Below are 12,671 nucleotides of genomic sequence, written 5' to 3' on the forward strand. Positions count from 1 at the left end.
CAGTTTTTCTTATTTGGTGTAAACAGACGTTAACACCTTGATAAGTTTCGCTAATGATCAGTGGGGGCAAAAAACTCCCACTGATCAAAGTCTCACTTTATTAACCACTGTACCTATTATATATTTCTAATTAAGAAAGAGGAGCAGTGTTTTGAATGGACGTGTCATCTAAATAGGGAGGGATTATATGTTGAAAAAATTAGCTGTTTTTCTCGTATTCATTATGCTTCTTAGTTTACTACATCCAACCACTTTTTTTATATCCCAACTACATGATACAGGTGAAGTTAACGCTGAAGAAAAGAATATCCAATTGGAAAAATTGGACAGGGGATTAGTCGCAATTGCTGTAGATGAAGGTGTTTTCTTAAGCTGGCGACTTTTGGCAGAGGAAGTGAGTGCCTATTCTGACTATGGTTTACGTGGGACAGATTTTCACGTTTACCGAAATGATCAAAAAATCGCAGCGGTAACCAAAAGTACCAATTACACAGATAAAGAAGGCAATAAAGAAGATCGTTACTATGTTGTCCCGGTGCAAGATGGAGAGGAATTGTCAGAGAAGAGCAAAGAAGTAATAGCTTGGGAGCAAGGTCATTATGATCTTCCTCTGCAAAAGCCGGAAGCTGGAACTACACCTGCAGGGGAATCCTATACCTATCATGCCAACGATATTAGTGTGGGCGATGTGAACGGTGATGGACAGTACGAATATGTTGTCAAATGGCAGCCGTCCAATGCGAAGGACGTCTCACAGAAGGGATACACCGGCAACACATATATTGATACATATACGTTTCAAGGAGAATTATTGTATCGTATTGATTTAGGTGTCAATATTCGATCTGGGGCTCACTACACCCAGTTTCTTGTTTATGATTTTGACGGGAATGGCAAATCAGAACTCATGTTTAAAACGGCACCTGGAACAAAAGTAATTCATTATGAAAACAATGAACGGGTAAGTGAGGAATATATAACGATGCCAGAAGAAGATACTGAAGCGGGCTACAATCATGATGATGATTATCGTATGAATGCGGAGGATTACTATGAATATATAGTCAACATGTTTAAAGGGTGGCATGAACATGAAGAAGTTGTCGCCGAAAATTGGCCAAAAACATTGGAAGAAGCATTTGGAATAGAAAACGAAAAAGCATATCAGTATCCATTGTCAGACCATGATGCACGAGAGTTAGCTGATTATTTTTTTGACGAATATGCACCTTCAAGAAGTGAGCGCAATGACCTTCGTAATTTTGAAGGCTTTGTCTTAACAGGTCCTGAATATTTGACGGTTTTTAATGGAGAATCAGGCAAGGAATTAGATACGGTAGATTACAAGCCTGGCCGTCATGATGATGGTCTGATGTGGGGGGATTATGCTTATTCCAGAATTGAACCAGGAAATCGTGTCGATCGATTTTTAGCGGGAGTTGCTTATCTGGATGGAAAAACACCTTCGGCCATTTTTGCACGTGGCTATTATACGAGAGCTGCTGTAGTTGCGTATGATTTTAACGGTACATCAATAGAAGAAAAATGGACGGCAGACAGCGGATTTCCAACGATGTCTAACCCATTTAACGATAGTCCTCACGGGATGTCAGGCAGAAATGAGGAATTTGCTACTTTAACAACGCAAGGGAATCACCAATTGAGTACTGCAGATGTCGATGACGATGGTAAGCAGGAAATTGTCTATGGTGGTGCCACGCTTGATCATGATGGTTCCTTATTATACAGCTCATTTGAAACCTTACCGGAAGGAAGCAGTAACCCTGGTGAAGAAGCACGGCTGGGGCATGGAGATGCTTTGCATGTTGCAGATATTAACCCGGATCGTAGCGGTTTGGAAATCTATTCTGTTTTTGAAGGAAGCAGTTCTGCTCCATATGGCTTTGCATTAAGAGATGCTGCAAATGGTGAGGTTATTTATGGTGAATATACAGGCCGTGATACAGGCAGAGGCATGATAGGTGATATTATCCGTGGAAAACGCGGTCTGGAAACTTGGGCTACCGATTTACGTTCAGCGGATGGGGAAGTAATAGCTGCAAGCGGTTCAGGTACGAACATGAATATTAAATGGTCAGCAGACATGGCTACACAGATCATTCAGGGATCTGGTGATGGAGTGGTAACAATAGAAGATGTGGAGAAAGGCACACAACTGACTGCTGACAATTCCCGGACGAATAATGGTACGAAAGGAAATCCATCCCTTGTTGCAGACATCGTTGGTGACTGGCGAGAGGAATTAGTATTGCGTACAACCGATAGTAATGCTTTGCGGATTTTTGTTAGCACAGAAGAAACGAACCGTAAATTGTATACATTAATGCAGGACATCCAATATCGGACAGGTATTGCTTGGCAAAATGTTGGATATAATCAGCCGGCTTATCCAAGTTTCTATTTGGCATCTGATATTGATTGGGATAAAGTAAACGTTCCAAACAAATCGAAATTAGCTTATGTTGAAGAAGAAGCACCAGCTATTGATCTATCTGCATTAACATCTTTAATAGAGGATGCGAAAGCTATTTCTAATGAGTATCAGACATATACGAAAACTTCTTATCAGGCTTTGCAGCAAGCAATTGACCAAGCAGAGCAAGACCTTGATACAATCGTGACTGAATCTGAGCTGAATACAAGTGTCCAGAAACTCCAGGAAGCTATTGATCAGCTTGAAGAATTAGTCGAATTGGGAGAAGGATATTATTTTGATTTTGGTTCAGAAGGTTCACCACTGGCAAATGGATACAAACGTGTTACCGATCAATTAGTATACGGTGATGAATTGGGATATGGTTTTAAAGAGGGTACAGATGGTTTTCGTGATCAAGAAAAGAAAAATGATTTGTTACGTGATTTCATTCTTACCAACCAAAAAGAATTTATCACCGACTTGGAAGATGGAATGTATGACGTCCGAATTATTACTGGTGCAGAATTAGATTCGAATACTACCAGCTTTACATTAGAAGAAGGAGAGATTCGAGGTGGAGAGAGATCTGCAGCAGGAGAATTTCTCACATATGAGGAAACGGTTGAAGTAACCGATGGCCAGTTAAATATTTATTTTGAAGGTGAATGGGCTCGTGTAAATGGGGTAGAGATTGTAAGTACAGATGATTATCAACGCAAATTTGATTTTGGCTCTGATTCAAGCCCTGTACAGTATGGACAAATTCAAGTAGCGAACTCGTTGATCTATACAGAAGAGCTGGGATATGGTTTAGATCAAACGGTAGATGAAAGAGATCGAGGTGAGCCTGATCATCTTCGCAGGGACTTTGTGATCGGAGAGGATTATCAGTTTAAGGTTGACCTCCGAAATGGAATATACCGATTGAAAACCATAACTGGAGACAACATAGCATCAAACCGTACTAGTTTTAAGGTAGAAGGAACGGAAATTAAGGACGCGGTATCCTCAGGACAAGGGGAATTTGCAGAGTTTGAAACATATGCCTATGTAAAGGATGGTCAGTTGAATCTAGGTATAGCAGAGCGTATAAATGGCTTGGAAATCTATTATATCGGACCTTTATTGGATAAAACGGACTTAGAATCGATGTTAGCTGAAGCGAAGCAAATTTCCAACGACGATCATTCCTACAGTGGAGAGAGTTTCATAGTCTTAAAACAGGCAATTGAGAATGCTGAATTGGTGTTAGAATCTGCAGTCAAACAGGAAGAAATGGAAGCTGCTCTCACCGCATTATCAGAAGCAATAATAAATCTGAAAGAACCAGCACAAGTATTAGAAACAAAAGAATTACAAGCTCTTCTAACAGAAGCACAATTGATCGATAACGTGGATCAATTATATACGGAGGACAGCTTTGCATTACTCACTGCTACTATCGAACAAGCAGAGAAGGCGTTAGAAACTGCTATCCATCAAACAGAAATTGACAAGGCATCAGCAAGTTTGAAAGATGCAATCGATCGTCTGGAAGAAACGGTTCCTTCACAAATAGATGCATCCGTTTTACAAGAATTACTGAATTCGGCAAAAGGGTATACGAATGTGGAGGAAGTGTATACTGATGCATCCTTTGCTTCATTAACTGAGGTAATTACTGGTGTAGAGCAGTTACTAAACGATGCCAAAACACAGCAAGAGATCGATCAAGCTGTTACGTTGCTTAAAGAAGCGATTAATCAATTAGAAGTGGTGGAGAATGAAACTTATGTCATTAATGATCTTAATCAAACAGACAAACAAGATTATATTTATGACTATCCAAAAGCAAATGATTATTTTAACATCAAATCGGGCTTTATAAAAAGTATGGAGAAAGATACGTACCTTCAAATTACGAATGGACAAGCAAGTGTTTTGCTCCCGAAGCAACTTATTTTATCAGAAAGTGAAGTAGAGTTTTTCTTTCAAGAGGTAGATGCCAATTTGAAAGAGCAGCATAAAGATGCATTATCCGATTTGATTTCATTTAAATTAGTAGTAGATGGAGAAGAAATCGAGAACTTCGGAAATACTCCAGTGATCGTTTCCCTTGATATAGACTCTGCGCGTGTTACTTCAGAAGAATTATTACGCTTAGTTTATCTAAATAACGATGGGAAGAAAGAGGAGTATTTGAAAGGTCAATATGATACAGACAATCATCAGTTTACGAGTTCTGTAGAGCATTTTAGTATGTATGGTGTCTTCGAGATAACCGAGCAAGCAGTCAACGGCGATACAGAAAACAATCAAGTGGGAACAACTACAGATAGTCGTAATCAAGATACGGGAGAATCATCCTCATTGCCAGAAACAGCGACAAATTTATTTAATTTTTTACTAATAGGTATTGTATTGATAGCCGGAGGTTTATTGATGATCTATCTTTATCGAAGAAAGCTGCAAAGAAATAAATAAGCATTTTAAGCGAAGCTCCACTAAGGTGGGGCTTCATTTATAATACAGTAGGAAAGCATAAAATTTTAGCAATGGAGAAGTGCGACGTAGTGAAAATTTAGGATGAACCGAGTATAAGACCAGACAGTATATATTCATTATAATGAAGTTGAATGACAGAAGATAATCAAGATTTTAAAAATTGGCTTCCTATAATATGGATTATGTAAACAAAGGCTGTATTGCAGAATAGCCATTTTGATATAATTTATTTGCTCAGCAAAGCTCCGGAAATAGGCTCCGCGTCCTGTGGGCACGGCTCCAGCTAGGCTACTACTTGAATTACTTCCTTGCTGCCTTGTGCCGAGGAAGCTCTCTTCGAAGCGATACTTTCAGACGCAGGCACAAACTAAATGGATCTTCAGCTCGCGCTGAGGCATGAGGAGTCTCCGCCTATTTCCTACGCTTAAGGGAAGTGCTACAACGTATGGAACAGCTAAAAGCAGTGGTTCTAAGCATTATGATATTCATTCCATTCCTGTTATATATACAGTGATCAATATGCTACCTCTTACAAAAGTTGTACATTCCCTATCCTAGCGTAGGACAACCACGTAGACTCCCGCGGGACAGGCAGGCGCTGAAGATCCACTTTGTGAAGTGCCCTTCTTCACAAAGTTAGCTTCAGCCGTGCCCCGCAGGACGCGGAGTGGTTGGACGGAGCGGTATCCCAACACATTAAATATCTCAATATGGATGCTTGGCTAGCGATGGCTAGTTTACATAATCCATATTATAGGTAGTTGTATATTAGTTTGTCAGTTAGGTCCGGCTAGAATTTGAATTTTATAATAGCAAAAGTGATCACTTCATGATAATAGCCGGCTTATTGTTATATACGAGAGGTGACTAGTGAGGGAGGAGGGGTTTTGCCTGTTTCATCAATAGAAATAGGTGTTGACAATCTGATAGAATCATGAGATTATAATGTTGCGTTCTTTATAAAGTATTAATGGTTTGTTATAATGTGTTGGATGTTTTTTTATTTGCATGTTTTGTTCGTTATAATGAATTTGATGAGGGATATAAAATGAGAAGCAAAAAAAGAATACGACATAATAACAAACGTTTTCAATATACGATAGTTACCTTGGTATTATTTCTATTGCTGTCGATTGGGCTTGCTTGGGGTGAAGCACCAACCTCACCGTTACACCAGGCCACAGCAAAAATACTGGTAGAATCAGACGATAGTCAAGCAATTAGTAATCTTGCTGTCATGCTGTCTGGTCAGGCTATGCTTGCCAAATTAGTTAAAGAATTGCAACTTCCATACACGGTCCATGAGCTGGAAGAAAAGGTATCTGTTCAAATAGTGGCTGATGCACAAGTACTGCGTATATCAGTAATAGATAATAAAAGCAATCAGTCACAGTTGATCGCTAACACATTAGCACGCTTGGCAAAAAATGATCTTGCTACGGTATTAAATATTGAAAGCGTACAATTATTATCGAGTGCTGCGAAAGACGTTGATCAATAGTCAGCACTATATTTTTTGGTTTGACTGTTCTTTAAAATGAACAATAAGTGCCGGAATGGAGGAGAAAGAAAAAATGATGGAGAATGCTTTGCGAATTCTTCACGTGGTTGATCGCCTTGATCACGGTGAAATAGCAACGATGATTTTAGATGTGTATCGAAACATTGATCGAAATAAAGTACAATTTGATTTTTTAACTACGACAGAAGGTGAATTGGATGAAGAAGTCCGAACATTAGGGGGGCATCTCTATCGAATATCGTCACTAAGGGAAGTTGGCTGGAAAGAATACAAGCAGAGCTTACGGCAATTTTTTAAAGGGCACCGTTTTTATATTATAACGCACTGTCATTTAGATCAATTAAATGCGTTCCCTTTAATAGAAGCGATGCGAGTCGGTATTCCAGTTCGAATAGCACACAGTCACGATACAGGGGCGCAACTGAAGGGCGAGCGTAAATGGGTTTATTCCTTGAGTGGGCGACTAGTACCAGTCGTTGCCACCCATTATTTTGCCTGTTCGAAGGAAGCAGCGAAATGGTTATTTAAACATAAGGCCAAAGAAGCAAGCGTTATTCACAATGCGTTCGATTTAGACCAAATCTCTTTTTCCGGTTCAGCGAGAAAACAAGTTCGTCAAGCATTAAAAGTCAAACAGAGTGATTTTGTTATCGGTCATGCAGGAGCATTTAGTCTGCAAAAAAATCATGCTTTTCTGATCGATCTTTTTGTAGGATTTAGGCGCAAAATTCCGCAAACTAAGCTGGTTTTAGTTGGGGATGGTCCAGTAAAGGGAGCGATATTAGAAAAAATAAAACAATACCGATTACAGGATTTTGTCGAAGTGATCAACTGGAGGGAGAATGCAGACAAGTGGATGCATGCATTTGACGTCTTCGTTTATCCTTCCTTGCATGATGGGTTTCCCACTTCGGTTGTAAAGGCTCAACATGCAGGAATACCAACCCTCGCAAGTGATCGTATGTCCCGAGAATTAGATGTAGGTAACAAATTAATTCAGTTTATCCCATTACATGATAAAGCTCGATGGATCGAGTCAATCCATGCTATTCATGAAAAGCAATATCGAAAACCCACAGAAATAACTATCCTGAAAAAGAAGGGTCTCGACATTCACACAGTTGCCAAGAGGGCGGAGAATACCTACTTGGAGCTTCGTGATCAAGGAATCTAAGAGGAGTTGAGGTTGGATAGATGATAGGGAAGAATATAAACCGCATTAGAAAAAAGAAAAATTTAACATTATCTGAATTGGCTGAAAGAGCTGATATTTCCAAATCATACTTAAGTAATATTGAACGCAACCTTAATGATAACCCATCTATACATATTATTGAGAAATTAGCAGATGTATTAGAAGTCGATCTCATTACATTATTAGATGAGAAAAAGCCCCGTACGAAAGATGATCTTATGTGGCAACATTTTATTTCTAAATTAGAGGAATTAGGAATAACTTCATCTGATTTAGACGAATATCGAATTGTTTTTGAATTTATCAAATGGAGAAACGACCAAAAAGAGAAAAAATGAATGGCAGAAGGGGGAGAGAAGATGAAAAGGATATTAATCATAATTGATCCATTCGATCCTGGACTGTCCATCGACCATCAGTTACATTTAATTCGTCGCCATACTGGTTCGGGAGTGAACATCTATTTTAAGCTTTTTGAAAACCATCCAGACTTGCAAGCTGCATTGCAGAAGTTAGGAAAATTGTTGACACCGCTACATTATTCGTTGACCGAATCTGTCCAATTGCCAGCTGAAGAGAAGGATTGGTATTTTTGGTCGAGAGGCCTATCCATCCCTGCTCACATTCGAAAAGCACAATATAATTTTCCATCATTAGCACTTTTGTATTGGCAAAACGTAAAGGATAAACTTACACCAATACAGGAAACGTTTGATGAAGCTATTAGTCTGTCAGATGGACTTACAGCATGCTATGTCGCCCAGCTTGTGAACGCAAAGAAAAAAATATACTATGCACCTGTCCGGAAGCTTGATTATAGTCAGAACTCTTTTCCTGAACTTCGCGAACAAGATCGTCTGTATACATCATCCTTGTCTTGTTATCAAGAACGAAAGGAGCAAGAATCACACCATTACAGATACTACAAAGATTCCTATTACCCAGAAACTTTATCGGCGATTGCGAATCTTGAAATACTGCCAGTACAGAGCAAAGGTATAAAACTATTGACGCCAAACAATTTCCAAAGTATTTGGCAAGTGAAACAATTCAGTTATTTTTGCTATAGAATGTTTAAAATACAAAAAGGGCTCATATGGTATATATATGGGGACAACCAATTTGAAGCATTACTTCGTCAACAATTAGCAATATATCAACTCGGTAATCCATTTATCTTTATCGGTCAAAAAACAAATATTTACCCCTATTTACAATTATCTGATCTGTATATTGAATGGAATCAATCATTATCGATCAGACATGAGGCAGAATTGTTACAAAAGCCTATTGTAAAACTGGACGATAATATGTTTTATGAGAAGTCATGTGCTATGACAAAATGGCTAAACGCGATCCAGGCCATTCGACAGGCTGAAAGAAAGTCAAACAGTGTATAGTAGAAATGGGTTTGGTTGAAAAGAAAGCTGGGTATGATAGAAAAGTACGAAGAAATAGTAAAATAAAACTAATTTGTTCTTTAAAACGAATTAAATATACGTTATAATAAAGTAACGAATAGGAATAAAGGTAATGTTTTTGTGAGAAATTATACTTACCAGACGTTTAGGAGGAGTGAGTTAATGACAAAACATACGGTAGTGGTCGCAGAATCTCAGACGCTTTTTCGTGATATGATCACAAATTTTGTAGAGGACATGGATGAATTTCAGGTAATCGGGACGTTAAAGAACGGGCAGGAAGTGCTTGATTTTATTGATGAAAAAGAAATTCGTCCATTTTTAGTCTTATTGGATATTCACATGCCTGTGCTGGATGGCTTGCAATGCGCAAAGAAATTAAAAGAACTGTATCCTAATATAAAAGTAGTGTTGTTATCGGCGTATGACGACGAAGAATCGATTGAAACAGTCCTAGCTGTATCAGCTGATGGCTATATATTAAAAAGTTCCGGCCTGGATGAGTTCAAGGATACATTACGATTCATAATCGATGGTAAATTTGTAGCTCCTCAAAAACTGGTGCAATATTTCTCACAACGGTTGGAATCTTTATTAAAGATTGAGAGAGAAAGTTCGTTGCATTATATTAAAGAACGTTTCAGTCATAATAAAGATTTGAACAATCGAGAACTAGAGATCATTCAATTAATGAAAAAAGGCTGGACGAACCGAATGATTGCGGATCAACTGGGTATTAGTGAAGGGACCGTCAAAAACTATTTGTCCATTATTTATAAGAAATTAAATATTAAGAATCGAGTGGAGCTCTTGCAAATGCTCTCTGATATGACAGGTTAATTGACGGTTAATTGTTACATTTTATCGCGATATGCACGTGGAGATAGTTGGTAATGCTTTTTAAACACTCGATGAAAATAAGAATACGAGCCAAATCCACAATTTTGTGCAATGTTTTCGAGGGTCATTGTCGTGTATTTCATCTGGTTTATAGCCGCAGACACTCGAATCGATTGTGCGTATTCGATCATCGTTTTTCCGATATGTTCTTTGAATAGGTGAACACTTCTTGAAATACTCAAGTTACAATGATCAGCAATATCTTCTACTTTTAATCCTTGTTTAGTTGCGTTTTCTTCAATGAAACGCATCATTCTCGTTACAACATATGGCCGGTATAACGGATCAGACCGTTTATCTATTGCCCTTTCTAAGGCGACACACAGTGCACTGACCAAATAATTGGTAAGTTCGCTGTTTCTTTCTTTTTCAGGCCTTCTTTCTTCAATAATCAGGTGATGCCAAAGGTCAAGCACTGCATCATCTACTATTATATTGGTTAGAGTAGGTGCTTGCTTAAAACGGGCATCTATCCACTCACCTTCACAGTATAAATTAAAGTCCCCGCTTTGCTGACCAGATTCGACATGAAGCTGGTATTCTTCCCCTGGTTTAATAATTAATAAATCTCCTTTTTCAACATTTTGTGTATGTTGATGGACAAGTACTTGCGCCTGTCCTTCCGTCTGCAATCGAAACAAATAGGAGTTATAGCGGGAATGATGGGAAGTGTAAAAGCGCTGATCATGATACGAATATCCACAAAATCCAATTTTCATTGTATCTACTCCTAAAAAAATTATTGATTTATAGCAAAATAGTTCATGTTATGATTATATCATTTATGTTCAAGAAGTCTATTTTCGTTTACTATAATAATCAAATCATTGCGCATATGTAAGGGTTAACAAAAAGTGACAATATAACAAGTGACTAACCATTAGTATTATTATTTTATCAAATATTGCGCAAATAGGATAAGTAAAGGAGTATAACGATGAGAGTTCTTATATGGAATGAATATCGCCATGAACAGCATAACGAGAAAGTAGCAAATATTTATCCGGAAGGCATTCACCGTGCACTTCAGTCATTTCTTGAAACCGATGACATTTCGGTTGAAACGGCAACATTAGATGAACCCGATCACGGTATAACAGAGGAACGTCTGGTGAACACAGACGTAATGCTATGGTGGGGACACATGGCCCATCATGAAGTGGAAGATCATATTGTTGAAAAAGTTCACCAGCGAGTACTGGAAGGAATGGGCTTAATTGTGCTGCACTCAGGCCACTTTTCTAAAATATTTCAGAAGTTGATGGGCACAAGCTGTGATTTAAAATGGCGTGAAGCGGATGAAAAAGAAAGAATGTGGGTAGTGGATCCAACTCATCCAATTGTTGAAGGAATAGGAGAATATATAGAAATTGAGAAAGAAGAAATGTATGGAGAACATTTTGATATACCGGCTCCTGATGAATTGGTACTGGTCAGCTGGTTCGAAGGTGGAGAAGTATTCCGCTCAGGTTGTACATATAAACTCGGACACGGAAAAATTTTCTATTTCCGCCCGGGTCATGAATCATATCCAACCTACTATCATGAGGGCGTTCAACGTGTGATAAAAAATGCTGTCCGCTGGGCGCAACCGGTTCAGCGTGATATCTCAACTTACGGAAATGCTAAAGCAATCGAAGAAATTAAACCAAAAGGATAAAGGGGAGTAAAGCAATGACAAAATTAAAAGTAGCGGTGATAGGCTGTGGAAGTATTGCGATTCACCGTCATCTACCAGAATATCAAGCAAATCAGCAAGTGGAAATTGTGGCAGTTTGTGATACCAAAGAAGAGCGTGCTCAATCAGCTGCGGCAGACTATCAGGCTACAGCTTATACAGATTATAAACAAGCAATAACGGAATCCGGTGCAGATGTAGTCAGTGTATGTTTGCCTAATTATTTGCATGCACCGGTTTCAATCTTTGCCGCTGAAAATGGTAAGCACGTGTTATGTGAGAAACCAATGGCAACTTCTGAAGAGGAAGCGAAGCAAATGATTGAAGCCAGTAAAGCAGCGGGCAAAAAACTGATGATTGCGCATAACCAGCGATTTGTCCCTAGTCACCAAAAGGCACGAGAACTGATTGCGAATGGGGAATTAGGCAAAGTGTACAGCTTTCGTACGGCTTTCGGTCATGGTGGACCTGAAGGGTGGAGTATCGATGGTAAGGACAGCTGGTTTTTTCGAAAAGAAGAAGCATTCATTGGTGCATTAGGTGATCTGGGTGTCCATAAATCAGATGTGATTCGTTATGTATTAAATACAGAATTTACCGAAGTAGCAGCAATGGTAGAAGCTTCAGCGAAAGAGAATAGTGATGTTGATGACCAAGCGGTAACCATTCTGCGAAGTGAGAACGGAATTATTGGTACACTGACTGCCAGTTGGGCTTATAAGGCTGGGGAGGACAATGCCACGGTTATACATGGGGAGAAAGGTATGCTCCGTTTAGAAGACGACCCTGACTACAGTTTAATTGCTTCGTTTACCGATGGTACGAAGGTGAATTATCAATTAGGACAGATCCAGACGAATGATAGCGGGGGTCAAACCTCTTCCGGTGTCGTTGATCATTTCATCGATAGTATCTTACAGGATAAACAACCATTAATTGATGGAGAAGAGGGCTTGCGGTCTCTAAAAATTATTCTTGGTGCCTTACAATCCAATCAGTCAAAACAAATGGTTCGTCTGTAAAGAAAGGAGATT

General features: G+C 38.9%; 9 protein-coding genes and 1 pseudogene. 9 read left to right on the forward strand and 1 reads right to left on the reverse strand.

Going from position 1 to position 12,671, the window contains the following annotated elements; all coding sequences use genetic code 11:
- Positions 1-187: 187 nt before the first annotated feature.
- From MUN87_RS20640 to MUN87_RS20665, 7 genes and pseudogenes are all read left to right on the forward strand, one after another.
- A pseudogene (locus tag MUN87_RS20640) lies at positions 188-2,650 on the forward strand (rhamnogalacturonan lyase); the annotation flags it as partial.
- A 2,025-nt stretch (positions 2,651-4,675) separates the two neighbouring features.
- Complete coding sequence (locus MUN87_RS22570; protein ID WP_500796466.1) at positions 4,676-4,900, forward strand: LPxTATN C-terminal sorting signal domain; 225 nt, start codon at positions 4,676-4,678, stop codon at positions 4,898-4,900.
- A gap of 1,069 nt (positions 4,901-5,969) precedes the next feature.
- Positions 5,970-6,422, forward strand: a complete 453-nt coding sequence (locus MUN87_RS20645; protein WP_244743641.1) for a YveK family protein — start codon at positions 5,970-5,972, stop codon at positions 6,420-6,422.
- Positions 6,423-6,495: 73 nt separating this feature from the next.
- The gene (locus MUN87_RS20650) at positions 6,496-7,617 is read left to right on the forward strand and encodes a glycosyltransferase (RefSeq protein WP_244743644.1); all 1,122 of its coding nucleotides are present in this window, start codon (positions 6,496-6,498) and stop codon (positions 7,615-7,617) included.
- A gap of 20 nt (positions 7,618-7,637) precedes the next feature.
- Positions 7,638-7,976, forward strand: coding sequence for a helix-turn-helix domain-containing protein (locus MUN87_RS20655; protein ID WP_244743647.1), 339 nt, complete (start codon positions 7,638-7,640; stop codon positions 7,974-7,976).
- Positions 7,977-7,997: 21 nt separating this feature from the next.
- Positions 7,998-9,038: a hypothetical protein gene (locus MUN87_RS20660; RefSeq protein WP_244743650.1), complete on the forward strand. Its 1,041-nt coding sequence runs from the start codon at positions 7,998-8,000 to the stop codon at positions 9,036-9,038.
- Between the two features lie 183 nt (positions 9,039-9,221).
- Positions 9,222-9,899: a response regulator gene (locus MUN87_RS20665; protein ID WP_244743651.1), complete on the forward strand. Its 678-nt coding sequence runs from the start codon at positions 9,222-9,224 to the stop codon at positions 9,897-9,899.
- 14 nt (positions 9,900-9,913) lie between these two features.
- Here the strand turns inward: MUN87_RS20665 and MUN87_RS20670 are convergent, their stop codons facing one another.
- On the reverse strand, positions 9,914-10,678 hold the full coding sequence (locus MUN87_RS20670) for a helix-turn-helix domain-containing protein (RefSeq protein ID WP_244743653.1): 765 nt from the start codon (positions 10,676-10,678) through the stop codon (positions 9,914-9,916).
- A 218-nt stretch (positions 10,679-10,896) separates the two neighbouring features.
- Here MUN87_RS20670 and MUN87_RS20675 point away from each other — a divergent pair, with 218 nt between their 5' ends.
- On the forward strand, positions 10,897-11,619 hold the full coding sequence (locus MUN87_RS20675; RefSeq protein ID WP_244743656.1) for a ThuA domain-containing protein: 723 nt from the start codon (positions 10,897-10,899) through the stop codon (positions 11,617-11,619).
- Positions 11,620-11,633: 14 nt separating this feature from the next.
- Entirely contained in the window at positions 11,634-12,659 is a 1,026-nt protein-coding gene (locus MUN87_RS20680) for a Gfo/Idh/MocA family protein (RefSeq protein WP_244743659.1), read from the forward strand.
- Positions 12,660-12,671: the final 12 nt, after the last annotated feature.

The organism is Gracilibacillus salinarum (assembly GCF_022919575.1).
GTDB lineage: Bacteria > Bacillota > Bacilli > Bacillales > Amphibacillaceae > Gracilibacillus > Gracilibacillus salinarum.